The 24,712-nt window shown below is 66.1% G+C and carries 30 protein-coding genes and 1 tRNA gene; 14 read left to right on the top strand and 17 right to left on the bottom strand.

The window, feature by feature from the left end; translation table 11 throughout:
- Positions 1-61: 61 nt before the first annotated feature.
- Together WBV89_RS01250 and WBV89_RS01245 are read right to left on the bottom strand one after the other, a co-directional pair.
- Entirely contained in the window at positions 62-535 is a 474-nt protein-coding gene (locus WBV89_RS01250; protein WP_423979519.1) for a hypothetical protein, read from the bottom strand.
- Positions 522-1,784 (bottom strand): cytochrome P450, encoded by a 1,263-nt coding sequence (locus WBV89_RS01245; protein ID WP_423979518.1) that lies wholly within the window; start codon positions 1,782-1,784, stop codon positions 522-524. The genes WBV89_RS01250 and WBV89_RS01245 overlap by 14 nt, the downstream gene beginning before the upstream one ends.
- Positions 1,785-1,849: 65 nt before the next feature.
- On the opposite strand from WBV89_RS01245, the gene WBV89_RS01240 reads away from it, so the two are divergent.
- Positions 1,850-2,566: a PIG-L deacetylase family protein gene (locus WBV89_RS01240; protein WP_423979517.1), complete on the top strand. Its 717-nt coding sequence runs from the start codon at positions 1,850-1,852 to the stop codon at positions 2,564-2,566.
- A gap of 53 nt (positions 2,567-2,619) precedes the next feature.
- Positions 2,620-3,822 (top strand): acetyl-CoA C-acetyltransferase, encoded by a 1,203-nt coding sequence (locus tag WBV89_RS01235; RefSeq protein ID WP_423979516.1) that lies wholly within the window; start codon positions 2,620-2,622, stop codon positions 3,820-3,822.
- A 127-nt stretch (positions 3,823-3,949) separates the two neighbouring features.
- Here the strand turns inward: WBV89_RS01235 and WBV89_RS01230 are convergent, their stop codons facing one another.
- From WBV89_RS01230 to WBV89_RS01215, 4 genes are all read right to left on the bottom strand, one after another.
- Positions 3,950-4,414, bottom strand: coding sequence for a hypothetical protein (locus WBV89_RS01230; RefSeq protein WP_423979515.1), 465 nt, complete (start codon positions 4,412-4,414; stop codon positions 3,950-3,952).
- Positions 4,414-5,256 carry a serine hydrolase domain-containing protein gene (locus WBV89_RS01225; protein WP_423979514.1) on the bottom strand — a complete coding sequence of 281 codons (843 nt, stop codon included), beginning with the start codon at positions 5,254-5,256 and terminating at the stop codon, positions 4,414-4,416. Before WBV89_RS01225 ends, WBV89_RS01230 begins: the two co-directional genes overlap by 1 nt.
- A gap of 31 nt (positions 5,257-5,287) precedes the next feature.
- Complete coding sequence (locus tag WBV89_RS01220) at positions 5,288-6,640, bottom strand: class II 3-deoxy-7-phosphoheptulonate synthase (protein WP_423979513.1); 1,353 nt, start codon at positions 6,638-6,640, stop codon at positions 5,288-5,290.
- Positions 6,641-6,729: 89 nt separating this feature from the next.
- The gene (locus tag WBV89_RS01215; RefSeq protein ID WP_423979512.1) at positions 6,730-7,557 is read right to left on the bottom strand and encodes a sigma-70 family RNA polymerase sigma factor; all 828 of its coding nucleotides are present in this window, start codon (positions 7,555-7,557) and stop codon (positions 6,730-6,732) included.
- A 295-nt stretch (positions 7,558-7,852) separates the two neighbouring features.
- On the opposite strand from WBV89_RS01215, the gene nadD reads away from it, so the two are divergent.
- The 4 genes from nadD to WBV89_RS01195 all read left to right on the top strand — a co-directional run bounded on the left by nadD (position 7,853) and on the right by WBV89_RS01195 (position 10,384).
- Positions 7,853-8,488 (top strand): nicotinate-nucleotide adenylyltransferase, encoded by a 636-nt coding sequence (gene nadD / locus WBV89_RS01210; RefSeq protein ID WP_423979511.1) that lies wholly within the window; start codon positions 7,853-7,855, stop codon positions 8,486-8,488.
- Positions 8,485-9,900, top strand: a complete 1,416-nt coding sequence (locus WBV89_RS01205; RefSeq protein ID WP_423979510.1) for a hypothetical protein — start codon at positions 8,485-8,487, stop codon at positions 9,898-9,900. Before nadD ends, WBV89_RS01205 begins: the two co-directional genes overlap by 4 nt.
- A complete protein-coding gene (gene rsfS / locus WBV89_RS01200; protein ID WP_423979509.1) occupies positions 9,893-10,282 on the top strand; it encodes a ribosome silencing factor in 390 nt (129 codons plus the stop codon). Before WBV89_RS01205 ends, rsfS begins: the two co-directional genes overlap by 8 nt.
- A 29-nt stretch (positions 10,283-10,311) precedes the next feature.
- A tRNA-Ala gene (locus WBV89_RS01195) sits at positions 10,312-10,384 on the top strand.
- Positions 10,385-10,707: 323 nt separating this feature from the next.
- Here the strand turns inward: WBV89_RS01195 and WBV89_RS01190 are convergent.
- The 6 genes from WBV89_RS01190 to WBV89_RS01165 form a co-directional block, all read right to left on the bottom strand.
- Entirely contained in the window at positions 10,708-11,130 is a 423-nt protein-coding gene (locus WBV89_RS01190) for a PIN domain nuclease (RefSeq protein WP_423979520.1), read from the bottom strand.
- Positions 11,121-11,342 (bottom strand): antitoxin, encoded by a 222-nt coding sequence (locus tag WBV89_RS01185; protein ID WP_423979508.1) that lies wholly within the window; start codon positions 11,340-11,342, stop codon positions 11,121-11,123. The genes WBV89_RS01190 and WBV89_RS01185 overlap by 10 nt, the downstream gene beginning before the upstream one ends.
- Before the next feature lie 11 nt (positions 11,343-11,353).
- A complete protein-coding gene (locus WBV89_RS01180) occupies positions 11,354-11,674 on the bottom strand; it encodes a hypothetical protein (RefSeq protein WP_423979522.1) in 321 nt (106 codons plus the stop codon).
- A gap of 276 nt (positions 11,675-11,950) precedes the next feature.
- Positions 11,951-12,442 (bottom strand): GNAT family N-acetyltransferase, encoded by a 492-nt coding sequence (locus tag WBV89_RS01175; RefSeq protein WP_423979507.1) that lies wholly within the window; start codon positions 12,440-12,442, stop codon positions 11,951-11,953.
- Between the two features lie 214 nt (positions 12,443-12,656).
- Positions 12,657-13,139, bottom strand: coding sequence for a GyrI-like domain-containing protein (locus tag WBV89_RS01170; RefSeq protein WP_423979506.1), 483 nt, complete (start codon positions 13,137-13,139; stop codon positions 12,657-12,659).
- 66 nt (positions 13,140-13,205) lie between these two features.
- The gene (locus WBV89_RS01165) at positions 13,206-13,628 is read right to left on the bottom strand and encodes a pyridoxamine 5'-phosphate oxidase family protein (RefSeq protein WP_423979505.1); all 423 of its coding nucleotides are present in this window, start codon (positions 13,626-13,628) and stop codon (positions 13,206-13,208) included.
- Positions 13,629-13,763: 135 nt separating this feature from the next.
- Between WBV89_RS01165 and WBV89_RS01160 the strand changes: the two genes are divergently transcribed.
- On the top strand, positions 13,764-15,305 hold the full coding sequence (locus tag WBV89_RS01160; RefSeq protein ID WP_423979504.1) for an AMP-binding protein: 1,542 nt from the start codon (positions 13,764-13,766) through the stop codon (positions 15,303-15,305).
- A 17-nt stretch (positions 15,306-15,322) separates the two neighbouring features.
- On the opposite strand, the gene WBV89_RS01155 is transcribed toward WBV89_RS01160, so the two are convergent.
- Positions 15,323-15,979 carry a response regulator gene (locus WBV89_RS01155; RefSeq protein WP_423979503.1) on the bottom strand — a complete coding sequence of 219 codons (657 nt, stop codon included), beginning with the start codon at positions 15,977-15,979 and terminating at the stop codon, positions 15,323-15,325.
- Positions 15,980-16,054: 75 nt separating this feature from the next.
- Here WBV89_RS01155 and WBV89_RS01150 point away from each other — a divergent pair, with 75 nt between their 5' ends.
- Positions 16,055-17,629 carry a GAF domain-containing sensor histidine kinase gene (locus tag WBV89_RS01150; RefSeq protein WP_423979502.1) on the top strand — a complete coding sequence of 525 codons (1,575 nt, stop codon included), beginning with the start codon at positions 16,055-16,057 and terminating at the stop codon, positions 17,627-17,629.
- On the opposite strand, the gene WBV89_RS01145 is transcribed toward WBV89_RS01150, so the two are convergent.
- The gene (locus WBV89_RS01145; RefSeq protein ID WP_423979501.1) at positions 17,620-18,051 is read right to left on the bottom strand and encodes a response regulator; all 432 of its coding nucleotides are present in this window, start codon (positions 18,049-18,051) and stop codon (positions 17,620-17,622) included. The two genes, WBV89_RS01150 and WBV89_RS01145, sit on opposite strands and share 10 nt — an antisense overlap.
- A 190-nt stretch (positions 18,052-18,241) precedes the next feature.
- On the opposite strand from WBV89_RS01145, the gene WBV89_RS01140 reads away from it, so the two are divergent.
- The 6 genes from WBV89_RS01140 to WBV89_RS01115 all read left to right on the top strand — a co-directional run bounded on the left by WBV89_RS01140 (position 18,242) and on the right by WBV89_RS01115 (position 22,092).
- A complete protein-coding gene (locus tag WBV89_RS01140) occupies positions 18,242-19,018 on the top strand; it encodes a glucose 1-dehydrogenase (protein ID WP_423979500.1) in 777 nt (258 codons plus the stop codon).
- Positions 19,019-19,083: 65 nt separating this feature from the next.
- A complete protein-coding gene (locus tag WBV89_RS01135) occupies positions 19,084-20,076 on the top strand; it encodes an LLM class flavin-dependent oxidoreductase (RefSeq protein WP_423979499.1) in 993 nt (330 codons plus the stop codon).
- A 105-nt stretch (positions 20,077-20,181) separates the two neighbouring features.
- Complete coding sequence (locus WBV89_RS01130; protein ID WP_423979498.1) at positions 20,182-20,559, top strand: ArsR/SmtB family transcription factor; 378 nt, start codon at positions 20,182-20,184, stop codon at positions 20,557-20,559.
- Positions 20,552-21,037 carry an SRPBCC family protein gene (locus tag WBV89_RS01125; protein ID WP_423979497.1) on the top strand — a complete coding sequence of 162 codons (486 nt, stop codon included), beginning with the start codon at positions 20,552-20,554 and terminating at the stop codon, positions 21,035-21,037. The genes WBV89_RS01130 and WBV89_RS01125 overlap by 8 nt, the downstream gene beginning before the upstream one ends.
- Positions 21,038-21,103: 66 nt before the next feature.
- Positions 21,104-21,256 (top strand): hypothetical protein, encoded by a 153-nt coding sequence (locus WBV89_RS01120; protein ID WP_423979496.1) that lies wholly within the window; start codon positions 21,104-21,106, stop codon positions 21,254-21,256.
- A complete protein-coding gene (locus WBV89_RS01115; RefSeq protein ID WP_423979495.1) occupies positions 21,253-22,092 on the top strand; it encodes a TrmH family RNA methyltransferase in 840 nt (279 codons plus the stop codon). The genes WBV89_RS01120 and WBV89_RS01115 overlap by 4 nt, the downstream gene beginning before the upstream one ends.
- Before the next feature lie 32 nt (positions 22,093-22,124).
- On the opposite strand, the gene WBV89_RS01110 is transcribed toward WBV89_RS01115, so the two are convergent.
- The 3 genes from WBV89_RS01110 to WBV89_RS01100 all read right to left on the bottom strand — a co-directional run.
- Complete coding sequence (locus tag WBV89_RS01110) at positions 22,125-23,384, bottom strand: S8 family serine peptidase (protein ID WP_423979494.1); 1,260 nt, start codon at positions 23,382-23,384, stop codon at positions 22,125-22,127.
- The gene (locus tag WBV89_RS01105; RefSeq protein WP_423979493.1) at positions 23,374-24,465 is read right to left on the bottom strand and encodes a hypothetical protein; all 1,092 of its coding nucleotides are present in this window, start codon (positions 24,463-24,465) and stop codon (positions 23,374-23,376) included. Before WBV89_RS01105 ends, WBV89_RS01110 begins: the two co-directional genes overlap by 11 nt.
- 36 nt (positions 24,466-24,501) lie before the next feature.
- Positions 24,502-24,712, bottom strand: a 211-nt coding sequence (locus tag WBV89_RS01100) for a hypothetical protein (protein WP_423979492.1), incomplete at its 5' end; no start/stop codon positions are given.

Raw genomic sequence — 24,712 nt, 5'->3', positions numbered from 1 at the left:
GTGCCAGGCACCAATGTGCATCTCCGGTGCGTATCAACTGGCGTCTGACCCCAGTTGATACTCAGCCGCCGGGGGCGGTGCGTCCGGCGGCGAGACAGAGATAGGACAGACCGACGAGGGCGACGAGCCCGCCGAGGCGGAACGCGACGGTTTCGATGGTGTCGATGCCGGCCGGTTGGCCGAACAGTTCGACGAGGATCGACAGGGCGGCGACCACGACGAGTGCGTTGGCGGTCCACCGCAGGCTGCGGAGCAGCACCGCTAGGCCCAACGTCTGGGTCGGTCCTGCAAGCCATGTCGCCGATGCGGCTGCCGTCGCCGCGAGCGCGAACAACGAGATGTTCGGTGGGAACGTGAGGAAGGCGAGTGCCTGCAGGCGTTCTTCCCAGGCGGTCGAGAAGCGCGATTCGGACAGCTGCGTAACGCGGTACATCACCTGGAACAGCCAGAGCGTCCATCCCGCGAAGAGGAGGATGCCGACGCGGGTCAGCGCGGCGATCGCGCTGCCGGTCCGTGCGTGGTCAGACCCATTCACACGGGAGACGCTTGATTCCGTTGATGAAGTTCGATTCGAGGTAGGCGGGCTCGCCGCTGATCCGCAGCGAGGGCAGGCTGCGACGGATCTCGTCGAACATGACCGCCATCTCTCGACGAGCGAGGTTCGCACCGAGGCAGAAGTGCGGACCGCCGGCACCGAACCCGATCTGCGCCGGCTGCATCGTCCGCGTGATGTCGAACGCATACGGGTCGTCGAAGACCCGTTCGTCCCGATTGCCCGAGTTGTAGAACATGACGACCTTCTCGCCGGCCGCGATCGGTGTCCCGTTGATCTCGGTGTCCTCGGTGGCCGTCCGTCGGAAATGGATGACCGGCGTCGACCAGCGGACGATCTCCTCCATCGCCGACTTCGCGTGCGTGTCGTACTCGCCGTACAGCAGGTCGCGCTGGTCGGGATGATCGGTCAGCGCCTTCATCCCGTGGCTGATCGCGTTGCGGGTGGTCTCGTTCCCGGCCACGACGAGCAGGATGAAGAACGAGCCGAACTCCTGCGGGGACAACTGCTCGCCGTCGACCTCGGCGGCCATCATCACCGAGGTGATGTCGTCCTGCGGGTTGGCGCGGCGGTCCTCGCCGAGGGCCTGCGCGTAGGTGAACATCTCCAGCGAGTGCGTCATCAGATCCTCGTAGGAGGTGACGAACTCGGGGTCGCCGACGCCGAGGATCGTGTTCGTCCAGCCGAAGATCTTCGAGTAGTCCTCGGCCGGAATGCCCATCATGTCGCAGATGATCTCGAGCGGCAGCGCCGCTGCGACGTGTTCGACGAAGTCGCACCGCTTCTCGGGGAACTGTTCCTGGATCCGTTCGACGATCACCTTCGCCTTCTCGACGACCAGGCCTTCGACGCGGTTGACCTCCTTGGGCGTGAATCCCTTGGACACGATCGAGCGGAGCCGGAAGTGCTTCGGGTCGTCCATGTTGATCATCGAGCCGAAGAACTCGTTCATCTCGACGGGGAGGTCACCGATGTTCGATCCGTGCCCGGAGCAGAAGAGTGCCGGGTTCCGGCTGACGAACCAGATGTCCTCGTGGCGCGTCAACGCCCGGTAGCCCGGTCCCGGCGGGAACGGCGACTCCTCGATGACGCGCTCGTCGAAGTGCGGGAGGCCGGGTGTGTCGCGGAGGGTTCGGAAGACGGCTTCGCGAACGTCGCGGGGACCGGCCCAGAACTCGATGTCGGACAGGTCGATCTCGTTCAGCGCGATGTCGACGTCGATGTTGGTCATGAACCGCCACGATAGGGAGCGCGCGTGGTCGGAGTCCGCATCCGCGGGGCGGCAGACTGTCGTTCATGCTGAAACCCCACGAGATCGAGCGCGTCCTCGCGGTCATGGCCCACCCGGACGACGTCGATTTCGGAGCCGCTGGAACCGTGGCCCAGCTCACCGATGCCGGCGTCGAGGTGACCTATTGCCTCGTGACCGACGGTCAGGCCGGAGGTTTCGATCACTCGATCCCGCGCGACGAGATGGCGACGATCCGTCGCCGGGAGCAGACCGAGGCCGCGGCCACGGTCGGCGTGAGCGACCTGTATTTCCTCGGCCACATGGACGGCAGCGTCGTCGCCGACCTCGATCTGCGCCACGACATCAGCGTCGTCATCCGCACGGTTCGACCCCAGGTCGTGATCACGCAGCTCCCGGTCCGGGATCTGAACTCGACGTACGGATCGCATCCCGACCACATCGCCACCGGTGAAGCGACGATGGCTGCGGTGTACCCGGACGCACGCAATCCCTTCGCGTTCCCGGGCCGTCCCGTCGCGGAACTCGACGACTGGAGCGTCGACGAGGTCTGGATTCCGTTCGGCCTCGAGGGGCAGGGCGTGGTCGACATCACCGAACAACTCGACCGCAAGATCGAGGCGCTGCTGTGTCATCGCAGCCAGCACCGTGATCTCGCCGCCATCGAGGAGCGTGTCCGTACCTGGTGGCAGAGCATCGCGGCCGAGCACGGACTGCCCGCCGGATCGAGTGCCGAAGCATTCCGCGTCGTCGACACGCGCTGATCGATCGGTCGGGCGATTGGGATCACTACCGATCGGTAACTAGCGTGGGTTCCATGACCGAAGCAGTGATCGTCGCAACCGCCCGCAGCCCGATCGGGCGCGCCATGAAGGGGTCGCTCGTCGACCTCCGCCCCGACGACATGTCGGCGCAGATCGTCCGTGCATTGATGGAGAAGGTGCCCGAGGTCCAGGCATCCGACGTCGAGGACCTGATCATGGGCTGTGGCCAGCCCGCCGGAGAGGCCGGATTCAACATCGGCCGGATGGTCGCCGGATTGGCCGGCCTCGACGAGGTCCCGGGTGTCACCGTCAACCGGTACTGCTCGTCGTCGCTGCAGACGATCCGCATGGCGGCCCACGCCATCAAGGCCGGCGAAGGCGACTGCTTCATCTCGGCGGGTGTCGAGGCCGTGAGCCGGTACGGCTCGGGCGCATCCGACACCGCACCGAACCCGATCTTCAAGGGCCCGGGCGAGCGCACCGCGCTCCGCGCTGAGGGTGGACAGCCCGACTGGACCCCGCAGACCGAGGGTCTTCCCGACTTCTACATCGCGATGGGTCAGACAGCCGAGAACGTCCGCGAGGTCGAAGGTGTCACTCGCGAAGAGATGGACGAGTTCGGTGCACGCAGCCAGCAGCGTGCGGTCGCCGCGCAGCAGCGTGGTCACTTCGAGAACGAGATCACCCCGCTCACCCTCCCGGACGGCACCGTGGTGTCGGTCGACGACGGCCCGCGTGACGGAACCACTGCCGAGAAGCTCGCCGGGCTCAAGCCGGTGTTCCGCCCCGACGGTCAGATCACCGCCGGCAACGCCTGCCCGCTGAACGACGGCGCCGCTGCCGTGATGGTGATGAGCGACACGAAGGCGAAGGCGCTGGGCCTCAAGCCGCTCGCGCGCATCGTGTCGTCCGGTGTGACCGGCCTCAACCCCGAGATCATGGGCCTCGGCCCGATCGAGGCGAGCCGCCAGGCGATGGCCCGTGCGGGCATGTCGGCCGACGACATCGATCTCGTCGAGATCAACGAAGCGTTCGCCGCCCAGGTGATCCCGTCGGCGAAGCACCTCGGGTTCAGCCTCGATCAGGTGAACGTGAACGGCGGCGCGATCGCCCTGGGCCACCCGTTCGGCATGACCGGTGCACGCATCATGACGACGCTGATCAACAACCTCCAGAGCGAGGACAAGACGATCGGCCTCGAGACGATGTGCGTCGGTGGCGGTCAGGGCATGGCCATGATCATCGAACGCCTCTGAGGCGCCCGCTTCAGCGCACTCTCCACTTCTTCTCGGCCCCGATCTGTTGCACCATGTGCAACGGATCGGGGTCGAGAACGTTGTGGGCGAGGTGAAAGTCGGTGGATCTGCGGCGCGAGTGCGCGGATCAGAACGCCCATGGGGACGGGCGGGAGCAGTGGATCAGGATCGCGTCCTCGGTCGGGCACGGGACCGCACGAAGCGTGTACTGATCACCGGCGGCGGTGAGTTCGGCCAGTTCGCACCCGTTGCGGCTCGGCCGCGCCGTGTCGATCGGGCGGATCCCGGCGATCTGCAGTCCGGCGTCCTCGGCTTCGGCCTCCCACAGGCTGATCAGGCCGAGCCGGAGCGCAGGATCATCGAGGAGGTCTCCGCCGTCGAGCTTCAGCGTGACGTTGCAGATGCTGACCGGTTCGATCGTGTCGAGATCGACGACGTCGCCACCGAGTTCGCCGTCGAGCATCACGACCACCGGGCCTCCTTCATCGGTCACCCCACCGACGAAGCCATACCTGACCAACGGAAAACCATCCTCGTCCTGGGTCGCATACCGGATGCGATCCCCGTGGCGGAAGCGATGAGTCTCGGTCATCAGCTGGCCCCGGTGAACTCCTCGATCACGGCATCGGAGATCTCGGGCCAGCACCTCAATGCGTCGTCGGCCCATTCATCGAAGCCCCGGTCGGTCAATGCGATCATCCCCAGGCGGTCGTGCCCCGGGTCGACCCACATCATCGTGCCAGCACCCCCGAAGTGCCCGTACGTGTCCGGCGTGTTGCGCGTGCCGGTCCAGTGGGGAGCCTTGTCCCCCTTGATCTCGAACCCCAGTCCCCAGGGGCACGTGTCGAAACGACCCACGCCCGGAACGATACCGCCCAGCGTGGGGAAGTGCGGACGGAGCGCCACCGCGGCGGTCTCAGCCGAGATCAGAGTCGGCTGCGTGGTCTCGCCGATGAAGCGCGCGAGGTCGTCGACGCTCGACCACATCTGATGAGCCGGTGATCCGCGCAGGTCGGTGGCGGCCATGTCGAGCGGGTCGAGCACGCCGATCTGCAGGTACTCGCCGAACGGCATCCCGGCGGCATTCGCCAGGTGGTCGGCGGCGACCTCGATTCCGGCGTTGCCGTAGATGCGGCGCTTCTCGGGTTCGATGATCCGGTCGTCCGCTTCGAACCCGTAACCACCGGCGTGAGCGAGCACGTGGCGCAGCGTGCGACCCGTCCCGTCGTCGGGTCCGACGGGGTCGGCGAGGTCGATGATGCCTTCCTCGACACCGATCAGACAGACCCAGGCTGTGATCGTCTTGCTGATCGACGCCAACCGGAAGAGATGGTCGCCCGGGCCGATTGCATCGACGACCGTGCCCTTGTGGATGGCGGCGGCAGCGACCGTCGGAACCGGCCACTCGGACGTGAGGTCGAGTGCCCGGGTCATGGTCGCCTGCGTCCCGGTCCCGTTCGCCGGATCAGGTGAAGTCGCGGATGAGCTCGGCCACACGGAACGCCAGGTCGACGCTCTGGCGGCCGTTGAGCCGTGGGTCGCAGACGGTCTGGTACCGGTCGTCGAGCTGGCTGTCGCTCAACTCCTCGGCCCCACCGAGACACTCGGTGACGTCGTCGCCGGTGAGTTCGATGTGGATGCCGCCGGGCCAGGTGCCCTCGGCCCGGTGGGCGCGTACGAAGCCGCCGATCTCGGCGACGATGTCGTCGAAGGCACGGGTCTTGCGTCCGCTCTCGGACGTGAACGTGTTGCCGTGCATCGGGTCACACGCCCAGACGACGGGATGCCCCGAATCGGTGACGGCGCGGAGGAGCGGCCGGAGGCCGTCCTCGATCTTGTCCGCACCCATGCGCGTGATGAGGGTGAGTCGTCCGGGGATGCGCGACGGGTTGAGCACTTCGCAGAGTTCGATCAGGTACTCGGCGGTGGTGGTCGGGCCGACCTTGCATCCGATCGGGTTGCCGACGCCGCGCAGGAACTCGACGTGCGCTCCGTCGAGATCACGCGTGCGCTCGCCGATCCACAGCATGTGCGCCGAGCAGTCGTACCACGAGCCGGTCAGCGAGTCCTTCCGGGTGAGCGCTTCTTCGTACCCGAGGATCAAGGCCTCGTGTGACGTGTAGACGTCGACCTCGGAGAGGCTGGCATTCTGCTCGGTCTCGACGCCGCACGCGCGCATGAACGACAGCGCCCGGTCGATCTCGGAGGCGAGTTGTTCGTAGCGCTGGCCGGCGGGACTCGCTGCGACGAATTCCTGCGTCCACGAGTGGACCCGGGACAGGTCGGCGAAGCCCCCCTTGGTGAAGGCCCGCAACAGGTTGAGGGTCGAGGCGGATTGGTTGTAGGCCTGCACGAGCCGCTCGGGGTTCGGCATCCGTGCCGCCTCGGTCGACGTGGGGTCGTTGACGATGTGTCCGCGGAACGACTGGATCTCGAGGTCGCCGATCTTCTCGAAGTCCGACGAACGCGGCTTGGCGAACTGACCGGCCATCCGCCCGATCTTGACGGTCGGAACCCCGACGGAGTACGTCAGGATGATCGCCATCTGGAGGATCACCCGCAGCTTCTCGCGGATGTTGTCGGCGGAGAACTCCTCGAAGCTCTCGGCACAGTCGCCGGCCTGCAGGAGGAACGCGTTGCCGGCGGCGACCTGCCCGAGGTGGCTCTGGAGCGAACGTGCCTCCTCGGCGAAGATCAGTGGCGGCATCGCCGAGACCGTCTTCAGCGACTGCTCGAGCGCCCCGGGGTCGGGCCACCGGGGTTGTTGGCCGACCCGATGCTCTTTCCAGGTTGACGGCGACCACTGCTCACGACTCATGCGGCCACGCTATCGGGGCCGAAAACGACCGAAGCCGCCGGATTGCTCCGACGGCTTCGATTCGAATCGGTTGGGCCGTGAGGCCCTGATCAGACGGCGAGGATCCGCTCGGCGTCGTCTCGGAGTCCGGCGACGGCCCGGCTCACGAGCCGGCGTGCGGCCTCGGCGGTCACACCGAGCTGCTCGCCGACTTCGCGGAAGCTCTTGCGCTCTCCGTCGACGAGGCCGAAACGGGCCTCGACGGCGAAACGGGCCCGGGCGTCGAGGGTGTCGAGCAGTTCGTCGAGCAGGTCGCTCTCGACGAGTGCCATCACGGCATCCTCGGGAGTGGTGTCGCCGTTGGCCATCAGGTCACCGAGCGTGGCATCGCCGTCGTCACCGACGGTCTTGTCGAGGCTGACCGGCGTGGTGAGGCGATGCAGTTCGGCGTTCTGCTGGTCGAGCGTCTCGCCGTCGCCGCTGGCCTGGCGCAGCGCAGCACGGAGGCTGGCGGAACGATCACCCGGGATGCGGATGAGGCTGGCCTTCTGGTCGAGCGCACGGCCGATGGCCTGGCGGATCCAGAAGGTGGCGTAGGTGGAGAACTTGAACCCGCGGCGCCAGTCGAACTTGTCGACGGCGTGCTCGAGGCCGAGGTTGCCCTCCTGGATGAGGTCGAGCAGGTCCATGCCCTGGGGGAGGGGGTAGCGACGTGCGATCGAGACGACCAGTCGGAGGTTGGAGCGGATGAACCGGTCCTTCGCCTTGGCTGCTTCGCGGACCTGGCGCTTGAGGGCGACGCCGCGCTTGCCGTTGTCGAGCTGCTCTTGTGCTTCGCGGCCCGTCTCGATGACACGGGAGAGCTCGCGCTCGTCTTCCGCGGTGAGGAGCGGAACCTTTCCGATATCGTTCAAGTAGAGGCCAATGGAGTCATTCATGATGCTTCGTACAACCATTCGTTGTGTTGGGGATTCCGGTTTCGGTTGTGCCGTGTGACACACGGCCGGCGAGCGGCAGGATCGTGGACTCGCCGCGGGTGAGCGGCATGAAGTGAGCGATCCGAGCGACGCGCGCTGATGGACGTGGATTACCCGAGGGAAATCCGTGTGAAACCGATAAGGGGGTGATTTGGGGGACAGTTGACAGTAACAGACGTGTCAAGCCCCCCACCGGACGGTTTCCTGTCGGTGTGAAACCGCTCGTCGACGTCGTTGTCTCGTAGGGTTGGCCCTCGTGTCCCGAGCCGAGACTCCGCAGCTCCACGACGGTGCGCCCACCCGGGTCGGATTGTTCGGAGGGACCTTCGATCCGCCGCACGTCGGGCACCTCGTCACCGCGATCAACGTCCACCACGCTCTCGATCTCGACCTGGTGATCCTGATGGTCGCCAACGTTCCGTGGCAGAAGGACGGGAGTCGGGACATCACCCCGGCGGAGGATCGGCTCGCGATGGTGTCGGCGGCCGTCGCCGCCGTGCCCGGGCTGGTGCCGGGGCGCCAAGAGATCGACCTGGGTGGAAACAGCTACACCGCTGACACGCTGCGGGTCGTGTCACAGGAGTTTCCGGGTGCCGAGCTGTTCACGATCGTGGGCGACGACGCTGCAGCCGGCCTCCACACGTGGGAACGCAGTGCCGAAGTGATCGAGCGGTCCCGGCTCGTGGTGGTGGACCGGCCCGGAACCCCGGTGGGTCTCGACGAGACGGTCGACTGGATTCGCGTCGAGGTGCCCCGACTCGAGGTGTCGAGTACCGATCTCCGGTCGCGGTTCTCCGACGGGCGGCCGCTCGATTACCTGCTCACCGATGCCGTTCTCGAGGTCATCGACGATCGGGGTCTGTATCTGGCCCGCGAACAGAGTGCTTCATGACCGCGAGCGCCGACCGCCGGCGTCGGTTCACGATCGTCGGGGCCGGACTCGCTGCTGTCGGCGTCGTGGCGTTGATCGTCATCTCGGTCGTCGCGGTCACGACCTTGCGGGGGTCGCGCGAGGGACGTGCTCCCGAGGTGGAAACCCGCGAGGTCGTGATGTTCCCGAACACTCCGAACGCCGTGATCGGTGTGGTCGACGATCTGGACCGGCTGACGTCGATCGCCGTGCTCACACTGGAGCCGTCGGGCGTCGGGGGCAGCATCGTGGTCGTGCCGGTCAATGTCGACCAGACCAACGGGTTCGGTCCGGAGCGGCTCCCGGTGAGCCGCCAGCCCTACACGCCGGGTGACCCCGACCAAGCTGCCGAACTCGTCTCCGAACTCGAGCCGCTCCTCACCCTGACGCTCGAACAGGTGACGGTGGCAGGACCGGACGAGTTGTCCGCTCTCCTCGAGCCGCTCGCCCCGTTCGACGTCGAACTCTCCGACACGGTCGTCGATTCCGACTCGTCGGGTTCGGGGACCGTCGTACGCAGCGGCGAGGCGACGCTTGATACCGTCGACATGGTCGACTCCCTCACCGCCATCGATGGATCGGGTGATTCGTACGACCACCACGCGTCCGATGTCGAGCTGTGGGAGGCGATTGCGGCGTCGGCCGGCTCCGACGTGGAGGCTCCGATGGACGACGACGACCGGCCGATCCCGCCCGAGACGTTCGACGAGCTCTGGAAGCGATTGTTCGCCGGCGACGTCGGTGTTCGCCCGCTCGACATCGACGAGTCGAACGCTCGGGCGGCGGACAACGAGACGGATGCCGACTTCGTGCTCGTGGACCGTCCGGACGCGCTGCTCATCTTCGGTGGCGTCTCACCCGGCCTTGTCTCGACGCCGAACGATGCGCTCACGCTGTCGCTCAAAGTCGGATTCGACGACGACGAGGTGTCGGAGCTCGGCGATGCCGTCGACGGAACACCGATCACCAAGGTGTCGATGACCCGGCGGTTCATCAACGAGCTGCTGTTCGCCCGGGCCAACGTCGTCGGTGTGGACTTGGCGACGGACCCCGACGGAGTCCCGGCCCAGACTCAGCTGTTGGTTGCGGACGAGTCGATGGAGGATGTCGTCCGGGCACTGAGTGCGCGATTCTTCGGCGATGCCGAGGTACTCGTGTCCGAATGGCTCATCGACGGTATCGACGTCGTCGTGGTACTCGGAACGGACTTCCTGGAGCAGCGTGACGAGTTCTTGACGATCGAGCGGGAGCAGGCAGCGGAGGCCGAGGCCGAGAGCCAAGAGGCGGACTTCGACCTGTCCGAAACCCCGAACGATGCCGAATCGGACGAGGGAGACACCGTCGACTCGCCGGTTCCTGACACATCCAGCGATACCGTCGTCGACGATGGCTGAAATCGAGACGACGAGCGTCGAGGGCGCGGACCTGCCCGACGACGGGCGAGAGTTGGCGTTGCACGCCGCTCGGACCGCCGACGACAAAAAGGGTGAGGACATCCTCATCCTCGACGTGGGAGACGTGTTGGCCATCGCCGGATGGTTCGTCGTCGTCAGCGCCTCGAACAGCCGGCTGGTCGAATCGGTCGCGGATGACATCGAGGCAGCGGCCAAAGCTGACCTGGGTCGGTCCCCCGTGCGCACCGAGGGTCATCGCGAGAAGCAGTGGATCCTGATCGACTACGGCGACGTGATCGTCCACGTGTTCCACCAGGAAATGCGCGAGTTCTACGAGATCGAGCGGCTCTACGGAGATGTTCCTCGTTTGAAGTGGAACTGACGGCGATATCATCCGTCGTCGCACAAAATGGGGCTATAGCTCAGTTGGTAGAGCGCTTCCATGGCATGGAAGAGGTCAGGAGTTCGATTCTCCTTAGCTCCACGAAGAAGGCCCAGGTCATACGACCTGGGCTTCTTTCGTTTTCGGTTCACGTGCCACCGGGGTGGGCTTCGGCATTCCGGTCGCGACGGTGGATTCGCCGTTCGGCGACGTGAGCCGCATCAGGAGGTGAGATCGCCGACGAACTGTTCGAGTTGGGCGATCGAGAAGCGGACGCTGCAGCGGAGTGCGTGTTCTGGAGCCCCTGACCGAGCGCATCGGTGCTGATCTGGAGCGGGTCGAGGCCGCTTGGGACACCGCTGAGATGCGTGCTTCGCGATCGTGGCGTTGCCCTTGGGACGGTGGGCGAGCGTACGGGACGATGATCAGGTGTCGGCAGCGACTGTGAGCCGCTCGACTGGTTGACCGGTGACTTCGGCAATGAGCTCGAAGTCCTTGTCGAGATGCAAGACGGTGAGCCCGGCAGCTTCAGCGGTTGCAGCGATGAGGACGTCGGGGATCGACGGGGCGAGGTGTTGTCCAAGGTCTGCGAGTGCGAGTTGGATTGCGACAGCGCGGTCCTCGATCCTCACGGTGAGGTACTCGACGGGCATTGATGCAAGTGGCGGCCTGGTTGCGCTCTGTCGTAGCTCGTTCGCCGACCGCGCAGAGAAGCCGATCTCGAGCCGGGTGAGTGTGCTGATACGGACGCGCCCGCGCTCAATTCGGGTGGCCCAGGTGGCAGCTTCTGGGCTGGCGGCGAGCCGTACCAGCGCGGACTTGTCGATCAGCCAGGTTGTCACCGCCAGGCAGCGTCCATGACCGTGTCATCGCCGAGGTCGGCGAACGTGTCAGCGAACGCGGCAAGATCGTCCGCGGTGACGTCGAGGAGCGCTTCGCTTCGCTCGCGTGCAAGAGTCCGTCGCAGGTACTCAGTTCGAGACAGGCCGGCACTGTGCGCCTTGGCGTCGATCGCGGCCAACACGTCGTCGGGTACATCACGGATCAGAATGTCGCTCATCGCTCACTCCTTCAATCGTTGGTATCGCATGATATCACTCCCAGCCCGACTGCAGCCGGACGCCACCGGCGACGAGCGCGTTCTTGAGCGCACTCCCGACCTTTGTTCGCACGCCCCTCGAAGTCGTGTTCACGTTCGGCGACATCGGATCTCTCGACGACGACGGCTTCCTGTATCTCTCGGACCGCAAGATCGACATGATCATCTCCGGTGGCGTCAACAATTGCCCGGCCGAGATCGAGGCCGTCCGCCTCTCGGGGGAGCCCGTCGGCGCCGTTCTCCGATGTCTCGCACGTCGACATCGCGAACGTGTAGGTCGTGCCGTCGCTCAACGCCAGCGTGGCCGACCTGGACCCAGGGGACGGTGCTTCGTCCTCGCCGGCACCCGTGGTGTCGGCCGGTGTCGCTCCGGGGTCGGAATCGGTCGGGGCTTCCTCGACCTGAGGTGCGGCGGTGGTGTCGGACGCGTCATCGGATCCACCGCAGGCGGTCAGGGCACCGAGGGCCGCGACCGCACCGATGGCGAGCGAGAGCCCCCGGGATACGCGAGGAGAGCGGTGGGTGACGGTGTGGGCGGTGAGGCCCGTCCGGCCACGCGCCCCGACAGTTCAGCTGCTCGTGCCGGCCGGTGGAGGAGAGACGAGTTCCCGGAAGTAGTACAGGGCACTTTCGCCCGTGTCCGGCTCGATCGATGAGTAACCGTGGCGTTCGTAGAATCTGCGTGCGTCGACGTCGCCCTCGTCGATGTTGATCTCGATCGCGTCGATACGGCTCACTGCGGAGTGCTCGTGGAGCAGCTGGAGGATGGCGGACCCGATACCTCGGTTGCGTCGTTCGGGGACGACGTACAGTTCGTCGAGCAGGCCGACGTTTCCCTCGTACCAGACGTTGGGGCGCACGGAAACGAGAGCGACGGCGAGTGCCGGCTCGCCGACGAGGATCGCGAACATCGACGGTCCGCTGAGCAGACGGACAAGTCGTTCGCCGAGCACCGCTGCGCCCGGAGAGGGCGTGTCGAACTCCGTGTTGAAGTCGTGGAGCAGCCGGCCGATCGCTGCCGCGTCATCCGCCGTTGCGATCCTCGGCGGCGGACTGTCCACGCCGGCGATGGTATGCGCGGAGCCAGCATCTCGGCGGCGAAGAACTGGGTCAGCTACCTGCCCGACAGCGGCGATCTGCTGTCAGCGATTCCCGACGAAGTCCTCGGGCCGAAACAGGTGTCTGAACGTCCAGCGTCGACTCGCGCCCGACGATTGGGAGGATCGGTCTGGATCGGGTTGTTGCCGGGCGTCTGGATCTGCGGGCAGCGGCTGGTCAATCGGCGATCGGCCAGTTCAGCTCGGTCCGCATGTCGTCGGGATCGGCATCTGGCGTCGGTTCGGTGAGGTAGACCTCCCAGAACTCCGCGGCGGCAGACAATCCCTGGTCATCGATCCAATCCCGGAGGCGTTGCCACGATGTGGCGAGGTTGTCGTAGTTGCCGACGTGGACGGTTCGAGCGACGCGACCGCCTCGCAGTCGACCCACCGTCACATCACCCTCGGGCGTGGGCTGGGGGTCGGTCTCGAAGCCGAGCTCGACATCGGCGGTCTCGCCGGGCTCGCCCCGGTACAGCGCGAACGCCGGCCCCGTGATCGTCAGCTTCTGGCGTTCGATGACCCCGGCGAGCAAGCCGAACGAGCGGTCGAAGAACTCTCGGATCTCCGACATTGAGACGACGGCGCGCACCGACGCGGTCACGCGTGGCTCGACCTCGACGATCTCGGGTGATTGATTGTCGGTCGTGTGATTCGTCATGTCGAACTTCTACCGGATCGGGACGACGCACGAACGACGCGTCGGTCATTCGAGCGGCTGGGCTGGTCAGGTCGTGCTCGCAGCCCAACCCGACACGGCTACGACCTCGAGCACCAGGACTCGGGCGAACGGCTGGTCCCGGTACTGCGAATAGCGCTCGGCCAGCCGATCGGACAGGGCTGAGGCTCGATCGGCTGCGTCGGGCTGCCAGCGAAGTTCTGCGCGCACCCACCACAGCTGGGACCAGTCGTTCGGGTCCCACCGCTCGACGAGCATCGTGGCAGATGGATCGGCTTCGAGGTTCCGCTCCCGCTGCAGTCGCTTGGAGGCCTTGGGCTTGACGAGATCGATCGGCACTCCCACGTGTCCGTCCTCGACAGCGAAGCACACGGGGACGGCATCGATCCCCCTGTCGGCGTGCGTCGTGCACAGGATCGCGTGGTCGTGCTCGGCGAGGCGTCTCCGCGCGTCATCCTCTGCCAGCCTCATGGGCGGAACCTACCTCGACGGTTCGGGGCTGAGCCGCGCCTGTCCCCGGTCGACCCGCAGGACCTACTCTTCGTGCGTGGCCGACCAACAGTTCGTCAACGAACGTGTACCCGACGTCGAGGAAGCCTTCGTCTCGTGAACCTTGCCGTCTGGGTCGAACGACACGGTCGGAGGCGGCCCGGAGCGCCGGCATTGGCCGGAGGCGAACGAATCCACGCCGACTGGGCGACGTTCGCCGCTCGAACGGCAGCGGCAGCCACCGGCCTGCGCGACGAGTTCGGACTGTCGCCCGGCGACCGCGTTGCAATCTTCATGGCGAACCGACCGGAGTATCTCGAGGTTCTCTTCGCCATCTGGCATGCCGGCCTCGTCGCAGTGCCGGTCAACGCTCGCCTCCACCGTGACGAGGTCGCCTACATCCTCGACGACAGCGGGACCAGCGTCGTCGTGACCGATGACGACCATGTCGACGACATCGAAGCGCTGGTCGACACGGTGGCGTCGCTGCAGGCGCTGGTCGTTGCGCCCGGCGAGCGATGGAACCAACTCACGGCATCGGCGCCGGCGGTGCTCACCGACCGGCGACCAGATGATGCGGCGTGGTTGTTCTACACCAGCGGGACCACCGGTCGGCCCAAGGGTGCGACGCTCACGCATCGCAATCTGCTGATGATGTCGCTGAGCCACCTTGCCGACATCGACTCGGTGATGCCCGGCCACAGCGTGCTGCACGCCGCGCCGCTGTCGCACGGTTCGGGGATGTACGCGCTCGTCCACGTCGCCCGCGGTGCCGTGAACGTCGTGCCGCAATCCGGCAGCCTCGACGGCGACGAGCTTCTGTCCCTCCTCGAGCGCTGGCCCGGCATGTCGTTCTTCGCCGCGCCGATCATGGTGAAGCGCCTGGCCGGCGATCCCGCGCTGGCGGGCGCCGACCTCTCCGACCTGAAGAGCATCATCTACGGCGGAGCCCCGATGTATCTGGCTGATCTGGAGGATGCCCTGGCCGTGTTCGGAGACCGCCTCGCCCAGATCTACGGCCAGGGTGAAACGCCGATGACGATCTCCGCGCTGTCCAAGGCCGACCACGCCGATCGCGCCGATCCACGGTGGGTCGATCGCGTGCAGAGCGTCGGGTTCCCGCGAACCGATGTCGAGGTCCGAGTGGTCGACAACGACGATTGCACCCTTCCCGCGGGCGAGATCGGTGAGGTGGTCGTACGCGGCGATGTCGTCATGGCCGGGTACTGGAACCAGCCCGATGCCACGGCGGAGGCGATGCGCGGTGGCTGGCTGCACACCGGCGACGTCGGCAGCTTCGACGAGAACGGGTTCCTTACCCTGCGCGATCGCTCCAAGGATCTGATCATCAGCGGCGGAATGAACATCTATCCGCGCGAGGTCGAAGAGACGTTGCTCCGTCATCCCGATGTTCGCGCGGTCTCGGTCGTCGGCCGGCCCGACTCCGAGTGGGGTGAGGCGGTCGTCGCCTTCGTGGTCGCCGAGGACGGCACCAGTCCTCCATCGGCCGACGACCTCGATCGGATGTGTCTCGACCACATCGCGAGGTTCAAGCGACCGAAGGACTACCGCTTCGTCGAGGACCTGCCGACCAACAACTACGGCAAGGTCCTCAAGCGGGAACTGCGGGATCGACTCCAGGCTGAGGCTGACGGCTGACCGACGTCGATCTGAGGTCAGCGTCGGAGGATCCCCGCCTGAACGGCGATGGCCGTGGCCTCGAGTTTGGAATGCGCGCCGAGCTTGTTGAGCACGTGTTGCATGTGGTTGCGCACCGTGTTGACGCTCAGATACAGCTCCGCGGCGATCTCCTTGTTGGTGCGTCCGAGGGATGCACTGCGCAGGACGTCCAGCTCGCGTTCGGTGAGATCCGAGCCGACGGCGCCATCGTCGCGGCGGACCAGCGATCGCATCATGTCGGGCGACACCGGGGTCTCGTCGGAAGCGACTGCCAACACCGCAGACAGGATCTCCGACGCGCCGTTCCGCTTGGTGACGAATCCATCGCATCCGGCATCGAAGGCCTCGCTCAGGATGACCGGATCCGTGTACGACGTCAGCATCAGAACGCGACACGTCGTACAGGCGGTTTTGATCGACGACACTGCGGACACGCCGTCGGAGTCGGGCAGGTCGTAGTCGAGGATGACCACGTCGGGCTGCAGGGCGCCGACCCGGGCAACCGCATCCGCCACGGTGCCGACCGATTCGATCACGGCGACCTCGTCACTCGCAGACAATGCCGCCGTCAGGAGTTCCGCGAGCACACGGTGGTCGTCGACGATCACCACCCGGACCTCCGGCGTCGGACCGGGGTCTTGCTGTTCTGGCACGGCTCTCCCGCCTCATTGGTCGGTTGTGGATGTGGCAGAGTTCGGAGTAGGGGTCAGCAACTGAGGGGTGACCACATGACCACGGACTCGGCACGATCGTCGCACACCTGTCGCGTCGCGTTCGGCCCGGACTCCATTGAGACCGGGACCGCACGCTCGCCTCGTCTGGTTCGGCACGATCTCGCCGGTGCCCTGAACGTCATCGGGCTGGCCGCCGAGGTCGGTCGGAGCGGTGTCATCGACCCGCTCGACGCGCTGCAGCAGATCGCCGGTCTGGTCGAGGAAGCGAGCGAGCACCTCGATGCGCTGCCTCCGTCGACCGGCGCCACGCCATCACCGGAGCCGACCGGTTTCGGACTGGCGAACGTCGACCAGGCCACGGCGCAGGCCAGCATCCTCGAAGGCGTGGTTCGACACGTCCCGCTGGCCGAGTCGCTCGACGCGATCGTCGCGGCCATCGAGAACCAGCTTCCTCACGCCGCTTGTTCGGTGCTGCTCCTCCGTCACGGGCGAACCCTCCACCACGGGGCGGCGGCCAAGCTTCCCGCCGCGTATTGCGATGGGATCGACGGGGTTCAGATCGGGCTCGGCCAAGGCTCGTGCGGCACGGCCGCGTTCACCGGACGACCCGTCATCGCCAGTGACGTCACGACCGACGAGAACTGGGTCCAGTTCCGCGATCTCGCCAGCGCGCACGGGGTCCGGTCGTGCTGGTCGACGCCGATCGTTGCCGAGCGCGGGGAGGTGCTCGGCACGTTCGCCGTCTACACGGCAGGGGTGTGGTTCCCCGACGAGACGGCCGTGCAACTCGTCGAACGGTTCACCTACCTCGCCGCCATCGCCATCGAACACCACCGTCTGTTCGGGGCGGACGCATCCAACAAGGCCAAGACCGACTTCCTGACGCTGGTGAGCCACGAGCTCCGGACGCCGTTGAACGCCATCCTCGGGTTCGCCCAGGTCATGCAGATGGTCGAGCTCGATCCCGACCAGCGGGCGGACAGCGTCGATCAGATCGTGCGCGCGGGGCAGCATCTTCGTGACCTGATCGACGACCTGCTGGACCTTTCCCGGATCGAAGCCGGTCAGCTCTCGGTCGTTGCCGAGGATCTCGAATCCGGCGCGGTCATCGGCGAGGTACTCGATCTCGTGCGGCCACTGGCGACGGAGCGAGACATCGAACTGATCGTGCCGCCGACGGTCGACGCGCATCGGGTTCACGCCGATCAGCGATGTGTCCGCCAGGTGCTGATCAACCTGATCGCCAATGCCGTCAAGTACACGCCGGTGGGCGGCCGGGTCCGCGTCGAGGTCGCGGCCACCATCGAGAAGATGGTGCGGATCAGCATCACCGACTCAGGTCCGGGCATCTCGTCCGAATCGATGGCGGAGCTGTTCCAACCCTTCCACCGCCTCGACCACGACCAGACGACCGAACCGAAGGGAACCGGGCTGGGGCTTGCACTGAGCGCTCGGCTGATGGACGAGATGGGCGGCCGGATCGGGGTCGACAGTACGCCCGGGACGGGGAGCTGCTTCTGGGTCGAGCTCCCGCGGAATCGACCCACACCTGGCGATCCGTCATCGTCGACGATGCGATCGGACCGCTTGTCACGAAATGGTGCGAACCCGACCGCGCTCTACGCGTGATCGGCCGGGTCCTGCTCGGTCCGGCGGGTCGCAACCAGCTCACCCAGCCGGTCGACCCGATCGAGCAACGCCGCCAGATCGACTGGCTTCGACACGAACCCGTCGAAGCCGCTGTCGGTCGTGTCGCGCAGAACATCGGGTGAGCCGGCGCCGCTGACCGCGAGCAGCCCGACGTCGGCTGTGGCCGGGGTGGCACGAAGCGTCCGGGCAAACGAACAGCCGTCGTGGCCTCCATCGAGGTGTTGGCCGAGCGCGCTTCCGAAGGCCAAGTCGGACAGGACCACATCGGGGGTCTCGTCGCGTGCGCATCCGATGGCTTCGCCGACCGACGAGGCCGTCGTCACGTCGTGGCCGGCCGAGACGAACGCGAGGCGCATGAAGGTGACCGTGGCCGGGTCGTCGTCGACGATCAGGATTTTCATGGCGGGCAACACCCTTGCGAAACGGGCCGGACCCGCCGGATCGTAGCCATCGGGGGACACCTCGGGAATGACGCGAATGCACCGTCGGGCATGACGCGTCGGCTCCTGGTGTGCCCATCGACACATCGGTACCTTTCGGTTCGTCAACGAGTCGTCCGGACACGACGACTCACGAACGAAGGGGAATTCTGTGGGAAGAGTCGAAGGAAAAGTTGCATTGATCACCGGGGGAGCGAGGGGACTCGGTGAAGCGACCGGCCGAACCATGGCCACGGAGGGCGCCACCGTGATCCTCACCGACGTGCTCGACGCCGAAGGCGATGCACTCGCGGCATCGATCAACGAGGACGGCGGAATCGCCGAGTACATCCACCAGGACGTCACCGACGAGGCGGCGTGGGACGAGATCACGTCCGGCATCATCGACCGACACGGACGCCTCGACGTGGTCGTCAACAACGCCGGCGTGGTGTTGGACGCGAACGTCGAAGACACGACGCTCGAAGGGTTTCGCCACGTCAACGCGATCAACAACGAAGCGGTGTTCCTCGGGACGCGGGCAGCGATCAAGGTGATGAAAGCGCAGGACCCAAAGGGTGGGTCGATCGTGAACATCTCGTCGGTCGCCGGCCTCGTCGGCATCGAGAATCTCGCGGCCTACAACGCGTCGAAGGGTGCGGTTCGACTATTCAGCAAGTCGGCTGCGCTGCACGTCGCCAAGTCGGGATACAACATCCGGGTGAACTCGGTGCACCCGAGCTACACGTGGACCCCGATGGTGCAGCTCCTCGGAGACAACACCGGTGATCGCGACGCGTTTTTCGATGCGCTCGGGGAAGCCCACCCCCTCGGTCGACCCGGCGTCCCGATGGACATCGCCTGGGGTGTGCTCTACCTCGCCTCCGACGAGTCGACGTGGGTCACCGGTTCCGAGCTCGTGATCGACGGCGGCTTGACCGCCCAATGACCTTGACCGCACGATGACGTTCACGACCAGATGACGACGACCAATCAAACCGGAGGAACACTCTCATGAAACTCGCTCTCTACCTGCCCAACTTCCGCGACGAGGTCTCCGTCGCCGAGCTCGAAGATCTCACCCAACTCGCCGAGGATCTCGACTTCGACTCGGTGTGGACGCTCGACCGCATCGTCGTCCCCGAAGCATCGGACCGCGAAGAACTCGTGCACTCGTTCGGCATGATGGAGGGATTCCCGAAGCAACTCCCGGTGTCCGCCCGGGGCCAGTGGCTGCAGGGCTATCCGCTCATCCCGTGGCTGGCTGCCAAGACATCCAAGGTGCGCATCGGGATGAGCATCACCGACACGCCCTACCGTTCTCCCGGTGTGCTGGCGACGGAACTCGCGACGATCGATCACCTCTCGAACGGCCGACTCAACGTGGGCGTCGGGGCGGGCTGGATGCCCGAGGAGTTCGCGGCCGCGAGTGCGTCGCACATCTTCCCCAAGCGGCACAAGCACGTGCGCGAGACCATCGAGATCATGCAGGGCATCTGGACGAACGAACTGTTCGAATACCACGGTGAGTTCGCCGACTTCGACCCCTGTGGCTTCGGAGCCAAACCTGTTCAGGATCCGCACCCACCGATCTTCATGAGCGGACTCAAGGATCCGAAGCGGTCGGCGAACCGCATCGCGAAATACAACCTGGCCGGATGGATCGGGATCCAGGATCGGCCCGAGGAACTGGCCGAATGGCGCGGAGCCATGGCTCGCGAGCTCGACGAGCTCGAGGGCCCGCATTCCGTGGACGATCTGGAGATCTGCAGCATGTGCTGGTTCGTGATCACGGAGGAGAAGAGCGATCAGTCCAACCTCGGCAAGGGCAGCAATCTCTTGATCGGTACAGCGCAACAGATCGCGGACAACCTCAAGGCCATGAAGGAGGCCGGATTGACGATGCCGCTGATCTGGCCGCCGTTCAGCGACGTCCCGGTGTCGAAGACACTGGACGATCTCAAGCAGCTGAAGGAAGAGATCATGCCGCAGGTCGACGCCATGTGACTCAACGCCGTGGTGGCGGCAGCGCTCGTCGCTTGACGAATCGATCTTCCTCTGTTAGTTTCCGTATGGGTTAATTAAGCACTACGGAAACTATGGAGGTGAGCGATGCCAGCAGCAGCGGCCGCAGTACGCGATGACGAGCGACTCGACGAGACGTTCGCCGCCCTCGCGAACTCGACCCGGCGTGCGATCCTCGCCCGACTCGCCGAGGGCGAGGCGAGCGTGAACGATCTGGCCGCGCCGTTCGACCTGACGCTTCCGGCGGTCTCCAAGCACATCAAGGTGCTCGAGCACGCCGGGCTCATCACCCGCGGTCGCCGGGCGCAGTTCAGGCCGTGCACCATCGACGCCACGCGGCTCGCGGAGGTCTCCGACTGGACCGACCAGTACCGCCACATCTGGGACGACCGATTCGATCGCATGGACGACTACGTCCGCGAACTCGAGAGAACCCAACCACCAGGAGATGCCCCACATGACTGACACCAAAGACGTACGGATCGAACGCACCTTCGATGCACCGATCGACGTGATCTGGGCGATGTGGACCGACTCGGAGCACTTCGCGCAGTGGTACGGCCCGATGGGCGCGACGATTCCGACGGCGGAGATGGACGTCCGGGTCGGAGGGCGTCGTCACATCGCCATGGAGATGGCGACCCCGGACGGGAAGATGCAGATGTACTTCGTCGGCGAGTACCTCGAGGTCGATCCCACGACCCGCCTCGTCTACACCGAGGCCATGGCCGATGCGGACGGCAACGCGATGACTCCGGAGCAGATGGGGATGCCCGCCGGAACACCCATGGAGACCTCGGTCGTCGTCGAACTCGTCGACCTGACCGGTCGCACCCAGATGACCATGACCCACCGTGGGGTTCCCGCCGACTCTCCCGGCGGACAGGGGTGGACGATGGCGATCGGCAAGATGGAAACGCGCGTCGCCGAACTCGCCGGCTGACAAGGCAGGTGCCCGGAGGGTTCCACCGGCAGGACGAAATGCCGCGACGGCAGCGACACTGACTCCATGAGTGACCTGTGGGACGAGACCGACGATGGCGATGTCTCACCGATCTGCCCGGCGTGCGGAGTGAGCGCGTTGCCGCCCGAGGCGCCGGGCGAGCCATCGATGTGCGAGAACCCCAACTGCTCCGCATTCGGCGAGTTGATGGACCGATGACCGTCGACGCGGTCGTGGGCGTCACGTACATCGTCGACCCGGCCGATCCGCGTCTCGACGACTACCGCGAGCTGAACAGCATCGCGGTGCGTGCCGAGATGGAACGCGACGAATACTTCCTGGGTGAGGGGTATGTCCCGATCGACCGGATGCTCGACTCGGGGCATCGCATGCGGTCGGTTCTGCTCCACCCGAAACGGCTCAAGCGGTTCGTTTCCACGATGTCCCGCCCGGAGATGGCCGGGGTGCCGGTCTACGTCGCCGAGCAAACGGTCCTGGCCGACGTCGTCGGCTTCAACATGGACCGATGTTGCCTCGCGTCGGCGTTCCGTGCTCCGATGCCCACCGTTGCCGAGTTGGCCGGAACCTGTCGGCGTCTCGTCGTACTCGAAGCGCTCAACGACGATCAGAACGTCGGAGCGATCGCTCGCGCATCGCGTGCGTTCGGCATCGACGGCATGATCATCAGCCCCACCTGCAACGATCCGTATCAGCGGCGCACGGTGAGGGTGAGCATGGGCGAGATCCTGCACGTCCCGGTGGCCCGAGCCGACGCTGAGGATTGGCCGAACGCGCTGCGCACCATCGGCGAGGCGGGCTTCGAGACGTGGGCTCTCACGCCCGATGCCGACGCGATCGACCTCTGGGAGATGGACGTTCCCGATCGGGTCGCCGTCGTCCTCGGTGCCGAAGGACATGGCCTGGAGGCCGAGACGATGGACGCATCGACCCATCGGGTTCGGATCGCCATCTCGCCCGACGTCGACTCGCTCAACGTCGGCCACGCCGCTGCCGTCACGTTCGCGGTGATCGGCCGCCCGGCGAGGGTTCGATGACGCGTGCCGATCGGGGCCGGATCGCGTCGTGTTCAGGTCGTCGGGCCCTGGGTTGCGTCGGGCGTCCGTGCGACGCTGGATCGAGCCTCCATCCCATCGAACAGAGCATCGGCCGCGGCGAGTTCGTCCCGTTCCCGTAGGCGATCGGCGACCGCGAGCTCGGTGTCGGCGCCCAACTCGTCACCGCCGAGGCGGAGCAATCGGGAGAAGAGGTCGTGCACCCCGGGTTGCGACCAATCGAGCCGCGCCGATTCCCTCGCCGCCTCGAGCGCAGCGTCACGGTCATGTCGCTCCAGGACCAGCCCCAACCACAGGTGGAGCTCTCCACTCCACGGTGCCAAGCGAACGGAGCGTTCGAGAAGCTCGCGGGCCACGGCCGACTCGTCGTCGGTGTGATCGGGAATCGGGTGTTCGGCGCTGTGAGCCGAGAGGCCACGCACGGCGTCGTTGGCGAATGTCTCGGCAGCCCGAACGTCGTAGCCGCCGTTCCTTCCGCCATGTTGCAGGTATCGCATGATGCGGAAGAACTGTGGACGCCCGGCCCCGGCCGATCCGGGCGGCGCGAGCGGCAGCCTGGTCGACGTTGCCGCCAGAGCGTCGCGAAGCTCGTCCATCGCCAGCGTCGGGAAGGCCTGCATCAGTGAGGCGATCGCGCCGGTGATCATCGCTGCGGTGATGGATGTGCCCGTCTCGGTGTGCACCGGACCGTCTGCAGGTAGTCGTGACGAACCCTGCGGCCCGGTGGTGGCTGCCACGACGAGCCCACGGCTCTCGGCGGCCGGGCAGGTGATCGACTTGCTGGTCTCGGCCTGGTTCCCGGCCGACACCACGACGATCCAGCCGTCGTCCACCGCTCGACGCAACGACATGCATGCTCGACAGGGTGCGGCCTCGGTACAGAATCTGGCGGTTCGTCGAATCTCGAGGCTGACGTTGACCAGCCGGACCCGGTCATCGGCACGGATCGAATCCATGCCGGCTTCGATCGCTCCACGGAAGACGAGGCCGTGGTGGTCGAACGGGCAGGCGGTCACGAGCCGACATCCCGGTGCCGACCGCATGATTCCGTCCGCCATCCAGTCGCCGTGCGTCGGGCCTGTCCGACCGACCTGAACCGTCGATCGTCGCTCGACGTACGGTTCGAGTGCCGGCAACGTGATCTCGTCGTCGAGCAGTCCGACGAACTGACGTGCGCCGGTCAGGCCGCATTCGTGCAGTCCCGCCCGACCGTTGAGCAGGTGCAATGCCCGCTGGTCGACGACGCGACGACCGTCGCTCGACTCAGAAGGCAAGGATCTTCGCCAGGACGTCCGCGTCCGGCTGATTCAACGCCTCGTCGGGAGACGTGCGCGCGACCAGCTCGACGACCTTCGCCGGTTCGTCGTTCACGCTCGCGCCGTCACCGGCGATTCCCATCGCCTGGAGGAACTCGATGAATCTGGCCTGCAGCGCCGCGGGGACCCGTCGGCGATCGGCCGCCGTGAGGTCGAGTGACTTCCACGCTGCGAGGCTGGCCTGGCGCAGAAACTGGCGCGCATCGTCCATGTGCTCTGCGACTGCGGCCTCCTCCGCCTTGCCCATCCAGTCGAAGATCGATGCGACGTATTCGAGGTCGTCGCGCTCGGGCAGCAGCTCCAGACGGAACAGCATGTAGTCGAACTCGCGGACCAGCGGGAAGCCGTCGCGTTTCCAGCAGAGGGCGCCATCGCGAACGGTGAAGTGATCGAGCGCCTCGGGTCCACCGTCGTGCCGGGCGGCGAGGTAGTAGCCGGAACGAAGTTGATCCGTTCCGCCGTGGTTGAAGGCCTGATGGACCCCGAGCGCGAGTTCCTGCTGACCGTGTCCGAGCACCGAATCCAGCGTGTTCGCGACGGGTCCCGCGACGCCGACGACCGCCGACAGCTGCGGGACGGCCAGCACCTTCGCGAGTTGGTCCATCGCCGTGATCATCTCCTTCAGACCGTTCTGGGTCTGCACTCCGACGAGCGCAGCCGACAGCTCGACGACGCCGCCGTTGTAGGGGAGCGGAGGGGTCATCGGGTAGTTCGCCCGGAGTGTCCCCTGCAGATGGCGCAGGTCGTCCGAGCCCGCGAACCTGAAGTCCCCGAGCGTCGCCGGGATCTCGACCTCCTCGTCCCCGAAACGCAGCTTGACGACGCTGTACACCAGCGGTGCGAAGTGGTCGAGCCACGAGCGTTCGTCCTGCAGCCACATCTCCTGGAGCCAGAACTGCATGTAGGCGGTGCCGGGCTTCACCGGCTCCGGATCGTGGTCCCAGCCCACGACATCGTCGACCCGTCCGTACAGCAGTTTCTCCGCCGGCGTCGCAGTCTCGCCCTGCAGAATCCGCCCGATGTCCTTCAGCCAACCCATTGCCACCTCCAGCTGTGGTCCCGTCGCGGCGTGACCCTAGTCGGCGTCGTGGCACCGGATCGTCGCTTTGTTCGACGATGCACCGGGAAGGCCGCGGTGTGGGTTCGTGGTGCGCGAAACGGCGCCGGGGCCGAACTTCGAGTCCACGACGTGCCCCTGGCCGTCGCGCTCGACAAATCGGTGAATCCTGTACAGAGTCCTTGTGTCGAACACGTGTTCGTGGTATCGTGTGGGTATGGACGTGGGG

Origin of the sequence: Ilumatobacter sp. (assembly GCF_049588435.1) — a bacterium.
Classification (GTDB): domain Bacteria; phylum Actinomycetota; class Acidimicrobiia; order Acidimicrobiales; family Ilumatobacteraceae; genus Ilumatobacter_A.
This window is presented reverse-complemented; position numbering and strand designations above follow the sequence as displayed.

What these genes read in the sequence shown, in the direction of transcription:
- WBV89_RS01145 (WP_423979501.1), bottom strand. Translation starts at nt 18,051, where the DNA reads ATGAAAATCCTGATCGTCGACGACGACCCGGCCACGGTCACCTTCATG.
- WBV89_RS01165 (WP_423979505.1), bottom strand. Translation starts at nt 13,628, where the DNA reads ATGAGGCTGGCAGAGGATGACGCGCGGAGACGCCTCGCCGAGCACGAC.
- rsfS (WP_423979509.1), top strand. Translation starts at nt 9,893, where the DNA reads ATGGCTGAAATCGAGACGACGAGCGTCGAGGGCGCGGACCTGCCCGAC.
- WBV89_RS01220 (WP_423979513.1), bottom strand. Translation starts at nt 6,640, where the DNA reads ATGAGTCGTGAGCAGTGGTCGCCGTCAACCTGGAAAGAGCATCGGGTC.
- WBV89_RS01115 (WP_423979495.1), top strand. Translation starts at nt 21,253, where the DNA reads ATGACCGTCGACGCGGTCGTGGGCGTCACGTACATCGTCGACCCGGCC.
- WBV89_RS01245 (WP_423979518.1), bottom strand. Translation starts at nt 1,784, where the DNA reads ATGACCAACATCGACGTCGACATCGCGCTGAACGAGATCGACCTGTCC.
- WBV89_RS01130 (WP_423979498.1), top strand. Translation starts at nt 20,182, where the DNA reads ATGCCAGCAGCAGCGGCCGCAGTACGCGATGACGAGCGACTCGACGAG.
- WBV89_RS01205 (WP_423979510.1), top strand. Translation starts at nt 8,485, where the DNA reads ATGACCGCGAGCGCCGACCGCCGGCGTCGGTTCACGATCGTCGGGGCC.
- WBV89_RS01230 (WP_423979515.1), bottom strand. Translation starts at nt 4,414, where the DNA reads ATGACCGAGACTCATCGCTTCCGCCACGGGGATCGCATCCGGTATGCG.
- WBV89_RS01135 (WP_423979499.1), top strand. Translation starts at nt 19,084, where the DNA reads ATGAAACTCGCTCTCTACCTGCCCAACTTCCGCGACGAGGTCTCCGTC.
- WBV89_RS01185 (WP_423979508.1), bottom strand. Translation starts at nt 11,342, where the DNA reads ATGAGCGACATTCTGATCCGTGATGTACCCGACGACGTGTTGGCCGCG.
- WBV89_RS01225 (WP_423979514.1), bottom strand. Translation starts at nt 5,256, where the DNA reads ATGACCCGGGCACTCGACCTCACGTCCGAGTGGCCGGTTCCGACGGTC.
- WBV89_RS01215 (WP_423979512.1), bottom strand. Translation starts at nt 7,557, where the DNA reads ATGAATGACTCCATTGGCCTCTACTTGAACGATATCGGAAAGGTTCCG.
- WBV89_RS01150 (WP_423979502.1), top strand. Translation starts at nt 16,055, where the DNA reads ATGACCACGGACTCGGCACGATCGTCGCACACCTGTCGCGTCGCGTTC.
- WBV89_RS01120 (WP_423979496.1), top strand. Translation starts at nt 21,104, where the DNA reads ATGAGTGACCTGTGGGACGAGACCGACGATGGCGATGTCTCACCGATC.
- WBV89_RS01170 (WP_423979506.1), bottom strand. Translation starts at nt 13,139, where the DNA reads ATGACGAATCACACGACCGACAATCAATCACCCGAGATCGTCGAGGTC.
- WBV89_RS01240 (WP_423979517.1), top strand. Translation starts at nt 1,850, where the DNA reads ATGCTGAAACCCCACGAGATCGAGCGCGTCCTCGCGGTCATGGCCCAC.
- WBV89_RS01125 (WP_423979497.1), top strand. Translation starts at nt 20,552, where the DNA reads ATGACTGACACCAAAGACGTACGGATCGAACGCACCTTCGATGCACCG.
- WBV89_RS01105 (WP_423979493.1), bottom strand. Translation starts at nt 24,465, where the DNA reads ATGGGTTGGCTGAAGGACATCGGGCGGATTCTGCAGGGCGAGACTGCG.
- WBV89_RS01235 (WP_423979516.1), top strand. Translation starts at nt 2,620, where the DNA reads ATGACCGAAGCAGTGATCGTCGCAACCGCCCGCAGCCCGATCGGGCGC.